The 15561-nt window shown below is 61.9% G+C and carries 16 protein-coding genes; 5 read left to right on the top strand and 11 right to left on the bottom strand.

Annotation, left to right across the window (positions count from 1 at the left end; all coding sequences use genetic code 11):
- The coding region (locus B5E56_RS13605; RefSeq protein ID WP_087391099.1) for a PLP-dependent aminotransferase family protein at positions 1 to 1131 on the top strand (1131 nt) is incomplete at its 5' end.
- Between the two features lie 42 nt (positions 1132 to 1173).
- On the opposite strand, the gene B5E56_RS13600 is transcribed toward B5E56_RS13605, so the two are convergent.
- Together B5E56_RS13600 and B5E56_RS13595 are read right to left on the bottom strand one after the other, a co-directional pair.
- The gene (locus tag B5E56_RS13600) at positions 1174 to 1677 is read right to left on the bottom strand and encodes a GreA/GreB family elongation factor (RefSeq protein ID WP_087188701.1); all 504 of its coding nucleotides are present in this window, start codon (positions 1675 to 1677) and stop codon (positions 1174 to 1176) included.
- Between the two features lies 1 nt (position 1678).
- Complete coding sequence (locus B5E56_RS13595) at positions 1679 to 2089, bottom strand: DUF3783 domain-containing protein (protein WP_087188702.1); 411 nt, start codon at positions 2087 to 2089, stop codon at positions 1679 to 1681.
- Positions 2090 to 2182: 93 nt separating this feature from the next.
- On the opposite strand from B5E56_RS13595, the gene B5E56_RS13590 reads away from it, so the two are divergent.
- Genes B5E56_RS13590 through ppk1 form a run of 3 tightly spaced genes read left to right on the top strand, consistent with a single transcriptional unit; the run spans position 2183 to position 5487 of the window.
- On the top strand, positions 2183 to 2407 hold the full coding sequence (locus tag B5E56_RS13590) for a hypothetical protein (protein WP_087391096.1): 225 nt from the start codon (positions 2183 to 2185) through the stop codon (positions 2405 to 2407).
- Positions 2408 to 2438: 31 nt separating this feature from the next.
- Positions 2439 to 3353, top strand: a complete 915-nt coding sequence (locus tag B5E56_RS13585; protein WP_087391093.1) for a hypothetical protein — start codon at positions 2439 to 2441, stop codon at positions 3351 to 3353.
- Positions 3343 to 5487: a polyphosphate kinase 1 gene (gene ppk1 / locus B5E56_RS13580; RefSeq protein ID WP_242959002.1), complete on the top strand. Its 2145-nt coding sequence runs from the start codon at positions 3343 to 3345 to the stop codon at positions 5485 to 5487. The genes B5E56_RS13585 and ppk1 overlap by 11 nt, the downstream gene beginning before the upstream one ends.
- A 61-nt stretch (positions 5488 to 5548) precedes the next feature.
- On the opposite strand, the gene B5E56_RS13575 is transcribed toward ppk1, so the two are convergent.
- Positions 5549 to 6253, bottom strand: coding sequence for a DUF6320 domain-containing protein (locus tag B5E56_RS13575; RefSeq protein WP_087271130.1), 705 nt, complete (start codon positions 6251 to 6253; stop codon positions 5549 to 5551).
- 12 nt (positions 6254 to 6265) lie between these two features.
- The gene (locus tag B5E56_RS13570; protein WP_087391090.1) at positions 6266 to 7570 is read right to left on the bottom strand and encodes a hypothetical protein; all 1305 of its coding nucleotides are present in this window, start codon (positions 7568 to 7570) and stop codon (positions 6266 to 6268) included.
- Between the two features lie 166 nt (positions 7571 to 7736).
- Here B5E56_RS13570 and B5E56_RS13565 point away from each other — a divergent pair, with 166 nt between their 5' ends.
- Positions 7737 to 8681 carry an alpha/beta hydrolase gene (locus B5E56_RS13565; protein ID WP_087271124.1) on the top strand — a complete coding sequence of 315 codons (945 nt, stop codon included), beginning with the start codon at positions 7737 to 7739 and terminating at the stop codon, positions 8679 to 8681.
- Between the two features lie 38 nt (positions 8682 to 8719).
- On the opposite strand, the gene B5E56_RS13560 is transcribed toward B5E56_RS13565, so the two are convergent.
- The 7 genes from B5E56_RS13560 to argB form a co-directional block, all read right to left on the bottom strand.
- Complete coding sequence (locus B5E56_RS13560) at positions 8720 to 9568, bottom strand: bifunctional 5,10-methylenetetrahydrofolate dehydrogenase/5,10-methenyltetrahydrofolate cyclohydrolase (RefSeq protein ID WP_087391087.1); 849 nt, start codon at positions 9566 to 9568, stop codon at positions 8720 to 8722.
- Positions 9568 to 10185, bottom strand: coding sequence for a cyclodeaminase/cyclohydrolase family protein (locus tag B5E56_RS13555; protein ID WP_087391084.1), 618 nt, complete (start codon positions 10183 to 10185; stop codon positions 9568 to 9570). Before B5E56_RS13555 ends, B5E56_RS13560 begins: the two co-directional genes overlap by 1 nt.
- A gap of 55 nt (positions 10186 to 10240) precedes the next feature.
- Positions 10241 to 11911 (bottom strand): formate--tetrahydrofolate ligase, encoded by a 1671-nt coding sequence (locus tag B5E56_RS13550; RefSeq protein ID WP_087391081.1) that lies wholly within the window; start codon positions 11909 to 11911, stop codon positions 10241 to 10243.
- 199 nt (positions 11912 to 12110) lie between these two features.
- Entirely contained in the window at positions 12111 to 12323 is a 213-nt protein-coding gene (locus tag B5E56_RS13545; protein WP_009259878.1) for a cold-shock protein, read from the bottom strand.
- 239 nt (positions 12324 to 12562) lie between these two features.
- The gene (gene argF / locus B5E56_RS13540; protein ID WP_087391078.1) at positions 12563 to 13483 is read right to left on the bottom strand and encodes an ornithine carbamoyltransferase; all 921 of its coding nucleotides are present in this window, start codon (positions 13481 to 13483) and stop codon (positions 12563 to 12565) included.
- A gap of 27 nt (positions 13484 to 13510) precedes the next feature.
- Entirely contained in the window at positions 13511 to 14689 is a 1179-nt protein-coding gene (locus B5E56_RS13535; protein ID WP_087391075.1) for an aspartate aminotransferase family protein, read from the bottom strand.
- A 9-nt stretch (positions 14690 to 14698) separates the two neighbouring features.
- Positions 14699 to 15553, bottom strand: a complete 855-nt coding sequence (argB, locus tag B5E56_RS13530) for an acetylglutamate kinase (RefSeq protein WP_164475025.1) — start codon at positions 15551 to 15553, stop codon at positions 14699 to 14701.
- Between the last annotated feature and the right edge of the window lie 8 nt (positions 15554 to 15561).

Genomic DNA, 15561 nt, shown 5'->3' with positions numbered 1-15561 from the left:
CCTCTGCCCCCGCCGGAAGAACCCGCCCGGCCCACCTTCCGCTACAACTTCTCCACCAGCGCCGTGGACACCGCCCTGTTTCCCTTTGCCACCTGGGCCAAGCTGATGCGGGAGGTGCTGTCTCAGCAGGAGGACACCCTGCTCAATACCCCCCATCCCCAGGGGGTGCCCGAGCTGCGGGAGGCCATTGCCGCCCACCTCTACCGCTTCCGGGGCATCCGGGCGGACCCTGCCCAGATCGTGGTGGGCGCCGGGTCGGAGGTACTCACCAGCTTGCTGGTCCAGTTGCTGGGCCGGGAGGGACGCTACGGGGTGGAGAACCCCGGCTACACCAAGACTCACCGCATTCTGGGCAGCTGCGGGGCCCAGGTGGAACCCATCCCCCTGGACGACCAGGGCCTGGTGGTGGAGGAGCTGGACCGGCACAAGGTACAGGTGGTCCACGTCACCCCCTCCCACCATTTTCCTCTGGGCATCATCATGCCGGTGACCCGGCGTCAAGCCCTGCTGCGCTGGGCCGCCCAGCAGCCGGGGCGCTATATTCTGGAGGACGACTACGACAGCGAGTTCCGCTTCTCCGGCCGGCCCATTCCGGCCCTGCAAAGTCTGGACAACGGGGAGCGGGTCATCTACCTCAATACCTTTGCCAAGAGTCTGGCTCCCTCCCTGCGCATCAGTTATATGGTGCTGCCCCCCCACTTGCTGGAGCGGTGGCGGCGGGAGTTCTGGTTCTACTCCTCCACCGTCCCCTCTTTTGAGCAGTACGCCCTGGCCCGGTTCATGGACCGGGGCCACTTTGAGCGTCACCTGAACCGCACCCGCACCCGATACAAAGCCCGGCGGGAGGCCCTGCTGGCCGCCGCCCGGGACACCGGCCTGACCCAGGTGGGCTCCTTTGAAGGGGGCGACGCCGGCCTCCACCTGCTGCTGTGGATGGACCGGCGATGGAATGAACAGGAGCTGGCCGCCCGGGCGGCGGAGGTGGGTGTTGGAGTGTCTCCCCTGTCCATCTGCGACCTGACTCCGCCCCCCATAGACCGGCCGCCAGCCCTCATCATGGGCTATACCCGGGTGGCTGCTGAGGACATGGCCCCCGCCCTGTCCCTGCTGAAATCCGCTTGGGGCTTTTGAACAAAAAAGGACGCATTGCCTGTGCAATGCGTCCTTTTTTCGTTAAAATCCGGTGAGTGGAGCGGAACCGTCGTCCTCTCCCTTCTCAATGGCCAATACCTTAGCATCATAGCCGTAGTTGTCGTTGACCTGGATGTGGAAAGTCTCCCCCACCTTGCGGCCCAGCAGGGCCTTGCCCATGGGCGACTCCTTGCTGATGAGCCCGTGGAGGGCGTCCTGCCGCATGGTGGTGACGATCTGGTAGGTCTCGGTGTCCCCCTCGTCCTCCAGAAACACGGTCACCTTATCATAGAGTCCCACCCCATCGGTCACCGGCTCGTCCGGCAGCACCTTGGCGGTGCGGATCATATTCTCCAGGTAGCGGATGCGGCCCTCGTTCCGGTTTTTCTCCTGCTTGGCGGCCTTGTACTCAAAGTTCTCGCTGAGGTCACCGAAGGCCCGAGCCTCCTTCACCGCCTCCAGCAGCTGGGGGCGCAGCTGGATACGGCGGTAATCCAGCTCCTCCCGCATCATCTGAATATCCTTTTTGGTCAGTTCGTTGTGCACGTCAGTTCCCCTCTTCCCCAGATGTCTGCCCAGCGTGGGCTCCCTGGCCCTGGGCAATGGCCTGCCGTTCCTTGACCAGCTCACCGTGGAGGGCCACCGAGTTCCAGGTCCGGTTGGTGGGGGTCAGCACTGCCTTGAGATAGACCGCCGGGATCTTGTTCCGCCGGAAGCCCTGGAGGAACCGGTCCAACAGGGGGCCGGTGCAGTTGACCAGCACCAGCATCTCGTCCCCAAAGGTCTCTCCGGTCCAGGGCGTCTCCGGCGCGGCGCCGTCCACCAGATCACCCAGAGGCAGGCCATACTCCTCCGGTGTCACAAGCCGGGTCCGCAGACCCAGAGGCAGGCACATCCGTCGGATCTTGGCCCCCTTGGGGGTATCCAAATTATAAAGCAGAATGAGAGGCATATTCATACGGTTCTTCCCCTTTCGTTCCTTTCATTGTATCCACATCCGCCTCCGCCGTCAACCCGCATCTCCCGCCGCCATACATTGGAGAGAAGGGAGATGAGGCCTGTGTACACACCGCCTTCCGGAGAAACCCTGCTTGCTGCCGCCGCGCTGGCCGCCGCCCGGCTGGCTCACAATCGTTCCGCCGAGGAGCTTGCTGTTCTGTCCGCTTTTTTCTGTACCCTGGGGGACGGCCTGGCTCTGGTGGCCGCCCGCCGGACCATGGATGAGGCTTGTAAATCTTCTGTAAATCCCATTGATAATGCTACGGAAATCGCGTAAACTAGACTTCTAAAGAGAGGTGTATCATCACATGAAATGCGGGATCGTGGATGTGGGTTCCAACACCATCCGCCTGTCCATCTATCATTGGGAGGGGCAGAAGTTCAAGCTCCTCATGAATAAAAAGGAGATGGCCGGCCTGGCCGGCTACATCAAAAACGGCCTGCTCTCCGACAGCGGCATTCTGGTGGCCTGCCGGGTGCTGGCAGGCTTCAAGGCCCTGCTACGCAATTTTGACATTGCCGACCTCTATGTATTCGGCACTGCCTCCCTGCGCAACATCGTCAATACCGAGGAGGCCCTGGAGACCATTGAGGCGGTGACCGGGATCAAGGTAGAGGTGCTGTCAGGAGCCGACGAGGCCGCCTTCTCCTTCCTGGGAGCCACCGTAGGCGGCGGCGCGCCGGGCTCCGGTATGCTGGCCGATGTGGGCGGCGGCTCCACCGAACTGGTGGCCTACCGGGACGGGGCCATCACGTCGGGCTGCTCTCTGCCCATGGGCTCCCTGTCCCTCTTTACCAAACACGTCTCCGGCCTCTTCCCCACCAGGGAGGAGCGGAAAGCCATCCGCTCCGACGTAAAGGAGGAGCTGCAAAAGGCCAAAACCGCCGGCCTGCAGTGCAGCCACCTGACCGGCGTGGGCGGCACATTCCGGGCCGCCGCCAAGCTGTGCAACGACCTGTCCGGCGCCGATCCGGACAACCGGATCATCCCCGCTGGGGAGATCCATGCCCTGTACAAGGGGCTGAAAAAGGGCGATCAGGATACCCTGCGGCAGATCCTGCGCTCGGTACCCGACCGGGTCCACACCATTCTGCCCGGTTTGGCCATCCTCACCGCCATTCTGGACGCCTATGAGGTATCCACCGTATCGGTCAGCGCCTGCGGCGTCCGGGAGGGCTATCTGCTCCGCCGCGTGATGGAGGGAACAAGCCATGATGCATAAAGAGATCGACACACGCTATACCCAGGAGCGGGAACTGTCCTGGCTGCGTTTCAACGAGCGGGTGCTGGAGGAAGCCAAGGACGAGAGCGTCCCTCTCTTCGAACGGCTGAAATTTGCCGCTATTTTCACCAGCAACCTGGACGAGTTCTTCATGATCCGGGTGGGCTCCATCTACGACATGACCCTGTCCAAGCAGACCCATGTGGACAGCAAGAGCGGCCTCACCCCCACTGAACAGCTTCAGGCTATCTTCAAGGCGGTACCCGGCCTGTACAAGCAGAAGGACAAGATCGTCTCTCAGCTGGAGAAGCGGCTTCGGACCTGTAACATCTGCAACCTGACCCCCGGGGAGCTGGATGGCAAGGAGCGCAAGCAGGTGGAGCGGTGGTTCCGGGACTATGTGCAGCCCATCCTGTCCCCCATGGTGGTAGACAGCCACCACCCCTTCCCTCACCTGCCCTCCAACAGCCTGACCATCGCCCTCACCCTGCGGCTGGGCAACACCCGCTGCTTCGGCCTGGTACCCATTCCCAAGGCCCTTCCTCCCTACTTCCAGCTGGAGGAACAGGGCCTGCGTTACCTGCTCACCGAACAGGTGGTCCTTCACTTTGCCGATCAGCTCTTTGAGACCTACCAGGTGGAGGAGAAGTGCGTTATTTCGGTCACCCGCAACGCCGACATCAGCCCCGAGGACGAGGACTACGATGTGGGTGAGGACTTCCGGGCCCATATGCAGAAGGTGCTGAAGAAGCGGGCCCGACTGGCCCCCGTGCGGCTGGAGATCCAGGGAGAGGCCTCCGCCGAGCTGCAGCAGTTCCTCTGCCAGCGGCTCAATCTGACCGCCGAGCAGGTGTTCCGGTCCAAAAGCCCCCTCATTATGGGCTATGTCTACTCCCTGGAAGGCAAGCTGCCCGAGGAGAGCGCCGCCGCCCTGTGTTATCCTCCCTATACCCCCCAGTGGCCCGCCGGTCTGGTCAAGGGCGAAAAGCTGATCCCCCAGATTTTACGGCGGGATATGCTGCTCTTCTATCCCTTCCACTCCATGGAGCCCTTCCTCCAGCTGGTGCGGGAGGCCGCCAACGATCCGGCGGTGCTGTCCATCAAGATCACCATCTACCGGCTGGCCTCCACCGCCAAGCTGGTGGAATATCTGGCGGCGGCGGCGGAAAACGGCAAGGACGTGACCGTGCTCATGGAGCTGCGGGCCCGGTTCGACGAGCAGAACAACATTGCCTGGGCCCAGCGGCTGGAGGAGGCGGGCTGTACCATCCTCTACGGCTTTGAGCACTACAAGGTCCACTCCAAGATCTGCCTCATCACCCGCCGGGACAAGGGCCGCATCCAGTACATCACCCAGATCGGCACCGGCAACTACAACGAAAAGACGGCCAAGCTTTATACCGACTTCTGCCTTATGACCGCCAGCCCCGCCATCGGCGGCGATGGCGCGGCGTTCTTTCAGAATATGGCCACCTCCAACCTCCACGGTGAGTATCACCAGCTGCTGGTGGCCCCCCACAGTTTGAAAAACCGCATTCTGGCCCTGATGGACCGGGAAATCGAAAAGGCTCGCCAGGGCCAGCCCGCCCGTATTTTCTTCAAGGTTAACTCGGTCACCGACCGGGAGCTCATCGACAAGCTGGCCGAGGCCAGTCAGGCGGGGGTGCCGGTGACCCTCAACGTGCGGGGCATCTGCTGTCTGCGGCCCGGCGTGCCCGGCCTCACCGACCGTATCCGGGTCTTTTCCATTGTGGGCCGCTATCTGGAACACCCCCGGATCTACGCCTTCGGCGTAGGAGAGGGTACCCGCCTCTACATCGGCTCCGCCGACCTGATGACCCGCAACACCGAGCGCCGGGTGGAGATCGCCTGCCCGGTAGTAGACCCGGACGTGCGCCGTCAGATCCGGCAGTATGTGGAGCTGTTCTGCTCCGATAACGTGAAGGCCCGCAACATGGGTCCCGACGGCAGCTACACGCCGGTGCCCCGTCAGGAGGGCGCCCCCGCTGTCAACGCCCAGGCGGCGCTGATGGAGCAAGCTGTGCGGGAGGCCCGGGCCGTTGCCAATGCCCCGGCTCCCCAGGAGAAGCGAGGGGGATTTTTCCACCGTCTTTTCCACCGGGAGTCCCGCTGAATAGCCTGATTTTTACGCAAGAAAGGCCGCCCTGCCGGGCGGCCTTTCTTGCTATTTGAATTCAGGTATGGAACCGGCGGCGTACCTCTTCCCGGACAGCGGGAATACGCCGGATAATCACCAGGGGGATCACAGTACACACACATATAGTAAGTACTACCAACGACCAGGAGGGGTCCCACCGGCCAGTAAGCCAGCGGTCGATGAAAAATTCCACACCCAGGAGAAATACCCCCAGGCTGCCGATGAGAATGGCAACAGTACTGATGACCGAGCGGTGGTACACCCGCAGCATCAGGGAGAGCAGCAGCCATACCGCGCCTCCCCACAGGATAATGGGCACCGCCAGCCCCAGATACCAGTCCCGGCCATTCAGGTCCACCGACATCAGGTAGACATACAGGGCCACCGCCGCCACATTGATGACGCTGCGGACCAGCAGAGGCAGTCGTCTGAAGAGGAGGGGCAGCACAATCCACAGCCACAGCATGATGGTGGCCCCAATCACATAGAGAGACCAGGCCCGCCCCGGTTTCAGAAACAGGTTGAGCAGACCGCATCCCACCGCCACACAGGCCAGCATAGCGGTAATGGCCGCCGCCACCGCCCCCTTAGGGATGGGCGGCACCTCTCCCCGCTCAGTGGGAAAGGGCTTGGGAGAGGTGGTGTCGGGCGGACGGCCCGGGTCTATCACCTTTGTCTGGCACAGCGGGCAGAACGTGGCAGTGGCGTCCAGTTCCACTCCACAATGAACACAATAGGACATGGTGCTTCCTCCTTATTGGGTACGGTTGCTCTCCACTTTGACATGGACGCCGTCCCGCACCAAAAAGCGGAAAAACTCCCGCTCCGTATCCGTCTCCTTCTGGGTCCCGGCAAAGGTAATTTCCATCTCGTCCCCGTAACTGATGGAGGCACAGTGGACCCGGGGCATGGTAGCCTGCCCTAGAATCACCTCCATCCGACGGATATGGGACTTCATCTCCTCCGGCACCTGGAAGGGCCCGGGGTTGGTATAGGTACCGGAATAGGGCCGCACTCCTGCCATCCAGTACCCGAAAGCGATACCCGGCTTCTTCAGTGCAATGGGTATGATCTGAATGAATTTGTTCCTGGCAAACTTCACATTGCCCGCCAGCTCTGCCTGCATCTGCTGCCGGTTGATGTTCAGCCGCAGATAGTGATGGACCTGGCTGACAATCTCCTCAAAGGTATACTCCCCCAGGCTGGGATCGATGCAGGGCCGGACGGTGAGGATGAAGTTCCGCAGGCTCTCCGTGGGAAACCAGGGCCGCAGGTTGATGGGGATGGCCAGGGCCACCGGCAATTCCTTTTTGGGCCCCTCCCGGTGCTGCTTGTCCACCAGAACCTTCAGCAGCACTGCCGTCAGGTATTCCGTGATAGAGGCCCCGTGCTCCTTGGCCTTCTCTTTCAGCTGCCGCACCGAGCAAAAGCCCATGGTTACATTGAGGGTATAGAAGGGCTCCGGCGTGCCAGCGTTGGCATAGGCCTTTTTCAGCGTGGTAAAGCTTCTGGCCTTTACGGTAGCGTACCGGGCGTAGGCGTCCTCCAATTCCTCCGGCCTGGGGGGCTGCTCCACATCCAGCACCCCGCAGGTATTGGGGATCTGGTAGCCCAGCTCCCGCAGGTAGACCGCCAGCAAGGTTCGCAGCAGGGTCATAGCGCCTCCGCCGTCGCTGATGGCGTGGAAGACTTCCAGGGAAATACGCCGCTCATAGTAGAAAAAGCGCACCAGCCATCCGTCCCCCTGATCAAAGCGTATGGGTTGGCACGGATTGGAGATATCCTTCTGTACAAAGGGGCCGGGAGCGTCGTTGAATTCCGAGTAGTACCAGAAGATCCCCGGCTTGATCCGCACCCGGAAGCCGGGGAAGCGGGGCATGGTCTTGTCCACCGCCCGCTGAAGGGCCTCCGGGTCCACTGGCTGGTCCATCACGGCAGAAAAGCGATAAACAGCGGAATACCGTTCCTTTTGGATGGCGGAGTAGACCACCGCCGCATTGTCCAGCCGGTACCACTCTTTGTGCTTCTTTTCTCCGCGTTCAGACTGAGCTGCCGCCATGGCTCACCCCCCTTTCCTGAAAAAAGGATACCACATTCCTCTGTCGCTCACAAGGGAAAGTGAATCTCTCCACAAAAAAGAGGCCCCGCCCGCCTCTTTTCTTTCATTCTCCCCTGTGGTATAATTCAGTTTACCGAATTACCATGAAATAAGGAGAGACGGCATTATGAGCCACCACAGCAAGCGTCAGGAGCTGGCCGGACAGCGGGCAGAAAAGCAGCGTCTGGCCCCTTTCATGCGCGCACTGAAGGCGATCCACAGCGCCGCCACCCCCGAGGTCATGAACGTGGAAGATCTGGCCCGCCAGCGAAAAAGCCAGGAGCTGCTGGGCCGGCTGGTGGCTCCTATGGGCGGTATGAGCTGGGAACCCTTTTCCCTGGGTGAGATGAACTGCGCCTGGATCAGGCCTCACCGGAGCTATGACCGCAGGAAGGCCATTCTCTATTGCCACGGCGGCGGCTATACCAGCGGCACCCTGGGCTACTCCCGCATTCTGGGGTCCAAGCTGTCCCTGGTCACAGGATTGCAGGTGATGAGCTTTGAGTACCGCCTGGCCCCTGAACACCCCTACCCCGCCGCTGTGGAGGACGCACTCCAGGCCTGGGACCACCTGATGTATCTGGGCTACGGCGCCCGGGACATCATTGTGGCGGGCGATTCTGCAGGGGGCAACCTGGCACTGGTGCTTACCCACAAGCTGAAAGAGGCGGGCCGTTTGCTTCCCCGGGCACTGCTCCTCTTCTCTCCCTGGACCGATATGACGGCCAGCGGCAAGTCCTATCAGGAGCGGGCCGACATCGACCCCGTGCTCACCCTCAACTATATCTACGCCACCCGGGACGCCTATGCCCGGGGAGAGGACTTGACCGATCCCTGTCTGTCCCCTCTGTTTGCCGATCTCACCGGGTTCCCCCCTACCCTGATCCAGGCTGGCACCAACGAGCTGCTGCTCTCCGACTCGGTGCGTCTGCGCAACCGGATGCTCAAGGCCTCCGTGCCCTGCAAGCTGGAGGTGTGGGACAAGATGTGGCACGTCTTTCAGACCTTCCCTATGAAGAAGGCCAACGAGGCCATGGAACACGCCGCCAGTTTCTTAATGGGCGGACTATAATGAAAAACAGGCGCTGCCGCTGGCAGCGCCTGTTTCTGTTATCTGGCTTGTTCCGCAGCCTGGAGCACATGGGCCGCCAGCACCGAGGTGGTCACGGCCCCCACGCCGCCGGGCACCGGCGTCACTGCGCCTACGATCTCGTCGGCAGCAGCAAAATCCACGTCGCCCACCAAATTGCCGTTCTCATCCACATTGATGCCCACGTCCAGCACCAGCTGTCCGGGGGCCAGGTGGTCCCGGCCTATCATATTGGCCCGTCCGGCGGCGGCGATGAGCACCTCCGCCCGACGGCACTCGGCGGCCAGGCCGGCGGTACGGGTATGGCAGAGGGTGACGGTGGCGTTTTTCCCCAGCAGCAGCATAGACAGAGGCTTGCCCACCACCAGGCTTCGGCCCACCACCACCGCCCGCTTACCGGTGAGGTCACAGCCATAGTAGTCCAAAATCTCCATGCAGGCCTGGGCGGTACAGGGCGGATAGCCCGCGCCGCTGCCGGTGAACACCGCCGCCAGCGAACCGGCGGTAATACCGTCCACGTCCTTGGCCGGGTCCAGGGCAGCACAGATGGCCGCCTCATCAATCTGCGGCGGCAAGGGACGGAACAGCAGGCAGCCGTGGATCTCCCGGTCCGCGTTGATCTGCTCAATGACCGCCAGCAGGTCCCCGTGGCTGGATTCCTCTGGCAAGGTAAACTGCCTGACACGGATGCCCACTTTTTCGCACCGCTTCAGGGCTCCTCGCTCGTAGGACAGGTCCTCAGGGCGCTCCCCTACCCGCACGATGGCCAGGGTGGGAACGATGCCCTGGACCTTCAGCTGGTTGGCCTTGACGATCAGCCGCTCTGTCAGAGCCTGGGCCACAGGGGCCCCCTTCCAATGTTCCGCCATCAGGCAAACCTCCCCAGAACTGCTTCATAAACGCTTTCTGCGATCTTCCAATACCGCTCCACCAGACTGTCCACTTCTTCATTCATAGCCTGAGCATAGGCCCGGTCAGCCATACTCTTGGTGTTGACCTTCACGTTGAGGGCAGCGCCGTACAGAGCACTCCAGCAGAAAACCACCCCGGTGCCTACATCGGAGAGCATCATCACACTCCCCTTCTCCAGCATCTCACTGTGAAGGTCAATGGCCTCACAGCTCAGGCGCAGGATCTCCATGGGTGTGGCAGCGGCATTCCGGAGGCATTCTTCCATCACCTGCTCCCGGTCGGGGGCATCCTTGGGAATGGCGTAGGCCTTGGACAGGGGCTCGAAGGCCGCAGCGTCAGCGTCCACCAGAGCCAGCAGGCGAGCACGCAGGTCCTCTGCTTTGGCCATCAGGGCCTTCACGTCCTCCTCCACCTCGGCATACTTCTTCTTGCCTACGGTGTAGTTGCCCACCATGGTACACAGGGCCGCTCCCAGAGCGCCCACCAGGGCGGAGGCGCCGCCGCCGCCAGGAACAGGCGCTTTGGAGGCAAGGGCGTCCAGAAAATCGCCGCAGGTCTGGTTGGCGGTATTCATCGCAATCAACTCCTCATTACAGCGGGCGGGTGTTACCACCCGCCCGCGTTTTCTTTTAGAACAAGCCGGAGATCTTGCCGTTCTCATCCACGTCCACCTTCTCGGCGGCAGGCACTTTTGGCAGTCCGGGCATGGTCATGATGTCGCCGGTGAGGGCCACCAGGAAGCCGGCGCCGGCGGACACCTTGATATTGCGCACCGTGACGGTAAAGCCCTCGGGAGCACCCAACAGATTCTGGTCGTCAGAGAAGGAATACTGGGTCTTGGCCATGCAGATGGGTAGGCCGCCGAAGCCCAGGGCGGTAAGCTCCGCCGCTTGCTTCTTAGCCGCGGGGGTGAGGGCCACGCCGTCGCCGTGGTACACCTTCTTCACGATATCGGCCAGCTTGGCCTCAATGGGCTGATCCAGCTCATAGGCGAAGGAGAAGTGGTTGGGCTCTTCGCACAGGCGGATGACCTCCTGGGCCAGAGCGATGCCGCCCTCGCCGCCCTTGGCCCACACCTCGCTGAGGGCCACGTTGACGCCCAGCTCCTTGCACTTGTCCTCCACCAGCTTGAGCTCGGCCTCGGTGTCGGTAGGGAACCGGTTGATGGCCACCACGCAGGGCAGGCCGTACACAGTGGTGATGTTCTCCACATGGCGCAGCAGGTTGGGCAGTCCCTTCTCCAGCGCCTCCAGGTTCTCGTTGTTCAGGTCGGCCTTGGCCACGCCGCCGTGATGCTTCAGGGCGCGGACAGTGGCCACCACCACCACAGCGGAGGGCTTCAGCCCGGCCAGACGGCACTTGATGTCCAGGAACTTCTCCGCACCCAGGTCGGCGCCGAAGCCGGCCTCGGTGATGGCGTAATCTCCCATCTTGAGGGCCACCCGGGTGGCCATGACGGAGTTGCAGCCGTGGGCGATGTTGGCGAAGGGACCGCCGTGGATGAAGGCGGGAGTACCCTCCAGAGTCTGGACCAGGTTGGGCTTGATGGCGTCCTTCAGCAGGGCGGCCATGGCCCCCTCGGCCTTCAGATCGTGGGCGGTGACGGGCGCGCCGGAGCGGGTATAGGCCACCACCATCCGGCCCAGCCGGGCCTTCAGGTCCATGAGACCGTTGGACAGGCAGAGCACCGCCATGATCTCGCTGGCTACGGTGATGTCAAAGCCGTCCTCCCGGGGCACGCCCTGCATCCGGCCCCCCAGGCCGTCGATGACGTTGCGCAGCTGGCGGTCGTTCATGTCCACGCACCGCTTCCAGGTGATGTGCTTCACGTCGATGTCCAGGGCGTTGCCCTGCTGAATGTGGTTGTCCAGCATGGCGGCCAGCAGGTTATTGGCCGCGCCGATGGCATGGAAATCGCCGGTAAAGTGGAGGTTGATATCCTCCATGGGCACCACCTGGGCATAACCGCCGCCGGCAGCGCCGCCCTTGACGCCAAACACAGGACCCAGGGAGGGCTCCCGCAGGGCCACCACGGTGTTCTTGCCCAGCCGCCGCATACCGTCGGCCAGACCCACAGTGGTGGTGGTTTTGCCCTCGCCCGCGGGGGTAGGGTTGATAGCGGTGACCAGCACCAGCTTGCCGTCGGGCCTGCCTTCCCGATCAGACAGCAGCTTCAGGTCGATCTTGGCCTTGTACTTGCCGTAGTACTCCAGGTACTCCTCGTCCACCCCGGCCAGGGCGGCGATGTCCCGGATGTGCTTCATTTCACAGGCCTGAGCGATCTCGATATCCGTTTTCATGGACCTTCACTCCTTCATCCTTCCGCTTAGCAACGAAAACGCGCCGGCTCAGCCATCCTTGGCAAACCGGCGTTTCAGTTCATTTCCGCTGTTTCATCTTATAAAATGTACCATTCTTTCCCCGGCTTGTCAACGGAAATGAAAAAAGCAGACCGACAGGTTCTGTCGGTCTGCTTTGTGTGGCTTTATATCCTTACGATCAAGCGGCCACCACGTTGACAGCGCGCAGCTTGTCAGCGTTCTTGGGATCGGGCTCCACGTCGTAGGTCACCTTCTGACCCTCCTGAAGGGTCTTGAAGCCGTCGCACACGATGGCGGAGAAGTGCACGAACACGTCGTCGCCGCCCTCGTCGTTGGAGATGAAGCCGAAGCCCTTGGTCTCGTTGAACCACTTGACAGTACCGTGATACATAATAATGGTACCTCCTGCAAAAAATTTCGCGCTAAATGACAAGAAAACTCACATTTTCGGACATCGTCTGAAGAAGCGACGATGACTACAAAAATGTGAGTTCAGGCCGTACATTTAGACTACCAGAATACTATAACACCGAACTGGGTCCCCGTCAAGAAAAATCCATACCGTTTGGTGCGGAATGGCCCTGCCGTGGCGAAACAACACCACGGCAGGGCCGTCAACAGCAATTTGAATCAGTTTTCAGGGTTCATCAGCAGGTACATGACCGCCTTCTGGGCGTGGAGGCGGTTCTCCGCCTCGTCAAAGATCTCACCGGCGTGGGCCTCAAAGACCTCAGCGGTGATCTCCTCCCCCCGGTGGGCGGGCAGGCAGTGCTGCACCATGCAGCCGGGATTGGCCACTGCCATCAGCTCGTCATTGATCTGGTAGATGCCCTCAAAGACAGCCCGGCGCTTCTGGGCCTCGCCCTCCTGGCCCATGGATGCCCACACGTCGGTGAACAGGGCGTCGGCTCCGGCAGCCGCCTCCTTGGGGTCCCGGCATAGGGTGAACTTGCCGCCGCAGTTCTGGGCAAATTCCAGCACCTGGGGATCGGGATCATAGCCCTCGGGGCAGGCCACGGACACCTCCATGCCCACCTTCAGGCCGCCCACAATGAGGGAGTTGGCCATGTTGTTGCCGTCGCCGATGTAGCACAGCTTCAGGCCCTCCAGCCGGGACTTGTGCTCACGGATGGTCATCAGGTCGGCCAGCACCTGGCAGGGGTGGGCGAAGTCGGTGAGGCCGTTGATCACGGGGATAGAGGAATACTTGGCCAGAGTCTCCACCTCGGCCTGGCCGAAGGTGCGGATCATGATGCCGTCGCAGTAGCGGCTGAGCACCCGGGCGGTGTCCTCGATGGGCTCGCCCCGGCCAATCTGGCTCTCCTTGCCGGAGAGGAAGAGGGCGTGGCCGCCCAGCTGGAACATACCGGTCTCAAAGGACACACGGGTACGGGTGGAGTTCTTCTCAAAGATCATGGCCAGGGTCTTGCCCTCCAGATAGTGGTGGGTCAGGCCATGCTTCTGGTTGTATTTCATCTGGTCGGCAGTATCCAGAATCTTCACGATATCGGCCTTGGTCAGGTCCAGCAGCTTGAGCAGGTCTTTTTTCATCGTATTCACCTCATTGTTTCGGTTTGCTTACAGCAGGGTCTCCTTCATAATGGCAAGGCCCTTGTCGATCTCCGCCATGGAGATGGTCAGCGGGGGCAGCAGCCGCAGGGCGGAGCCGGCGGTAAGCACCAGCAGGCCGTTGCGGATCAGCCGGGCGGCCAGCACCTTGTTGCTCTCCTCCCCCTTCACCTCCACGCCAATCATCATGCCCAGGCCACGGGTCTCTCCCAGGCTGGACAGGCCCATATGCTCGATACGGGTGCGGATGTAGTGGCCCTTCTCCTTCACCTGGGCCAGAGCGTCCTCGTCCAGGGTATCCAGCACCACCTGAGCGGCGGCGGCACAGATGGGGTTGCCGCCGAAGGTGGAGGCATGGGTGCCGGGACCCAGCACATCCCGGCAGCGCTCGTTGGTCAGGAAGCCGCCCATAGGCAGGCCGCCGGCGATGCCCTTGGCGAAGGACACCGCGTCGGGAATGATGCCGTACTGCTGGAAGGCAAACAGGGTGCCGGTGCGGCCCACGCCGGTCTGCACCTCATCCACCAGCAGCAGCCAGTCCCGCTCGGCGCACAGCACAGCCAGGTCGTGGACATACTCCGGGTCCATGGGGAGCACGCCGCCTTCGCCCTGTACCAGCTCCAGCATGACGGCGCACACGTCGTGGCCCGCCACCTCCTGGAGGGAATCCATATCACCCGCCAGGGCATACCGGAAGCCGTCGTTGAAGGGGAAGAAATACTGGTGGAATACATCCTGGCCGGTGGCGGTCAGGGTGGTGATGGTACGGCCGTGGAAGGAGTTCTTCAGGGTGATGATGGTGCCCCGTCCCTTGCCGTACTTGTCAAAAGAATATTTCCGGGCCAGCTTGATCATGCCCTCGTTGGCCTCGGCGCCCGAGTTGCCAAAGAAGGCGGCCGCCATTCCGGAGCGCTCACACAGCTGCTGGGCCAGCTTGGCGTAGGGCTGGGAGTAAAACAGATTGGAGATATGACCCAGCTTCATGGCCTGGTTGGTGATGGCCTCCACCCACTTGGGATTGGCGTAACCAATGGAGTTGACGCCGATACCGGAGGAGAAGTCGATGTACTCCTTCCCCGCCAGGTCGTACAGGGTAGCCCCCTGGCCGTGGTCGATATCCACGTCAAATCGGCCGTAGGTCTGCATCATATACTGGTGGTCCAGTTCCACCAATTCTTTATGGTCCATACTATCACCTCACATCAGCATGGTGCCGATGCCCTCATCGGACAGCAGCTCAATGAGGATGGAGTGGGGGATGCGGCCATCCAAAATGACAGCGTTCTCCACGCCGGAGCGCACCGCCTCCACGCAGCACTCCACCTTGGGGATCATGCCGCCTTTGATGACGCCGTCCTGCACCAGGCCGGGGACCTGGGACAGCCGCACCACCGGCAGCAGGGTGTTGTCGTTTTTGGGGTCCATCATCAGGCCCCGCACATCGGTGAGCAGGATCAGCTTCTCCGCCTTCAGGGCGGTGGCCAGCTTGGCTGCGGCGGTGTCGGCGTTGATGTTATAGGAGTTCTCGCCGTCAATGCCCTGAGCCACGGTGGACACCACCGGGATATAGCCGTCCTTCAGGGCGTCCTCCACCATCTGGGGCTCCACGGCGGTGATCTCACCCACCAGGCCGTATTTCTCGTCCAGCTTTTTGGCCTGGAACATCCCGGCGTCCATGCCGCACAGGCCCACAGCCTTGCCGCCCATCCGGTTCAGGGTGGCCACCAGGTTCTTGTTCACCTTGCCGCACAGCACCTGCTGGACCACTTCCATGGTCTCCTCATCGGTGTAGCGCAGGCCGTCCACAAACTTGGACTCTTTGCCGATCTTGTTCAGCATCTCGGTGATCTCCGGACCGCCGCCGTGGACTACCACCACTCGGATGCCCACCAGGTGGAGCAGGATGATGTCGGAAATGACGGCCTGGCGCAGCTCGTCGGAAATCATGGCGTTGCCGCCGTATTTCACCACCACGGTCTTGCCGTAGTATTTCTGAATGTAGGGCAGGGCCTCGGCCAGTACCTTGGCCCGGTCCACCTCGCTGAATGACATGGGAATCG

Origin of the sequence: Flavonifractor sp. An112, from assembly GCF_002161085.1 — a bacterium.
Lineage (GTDB): Bacteria > Bacillota > Clostridia > Oscillospirales > Oscillospiraceae > Flavonifractor > Flavonifractor avicola.
Note: the sequence above shows the minus strand (reverse complement) of the source record. Positions and strands in the feature narration are given on the sequence as shown.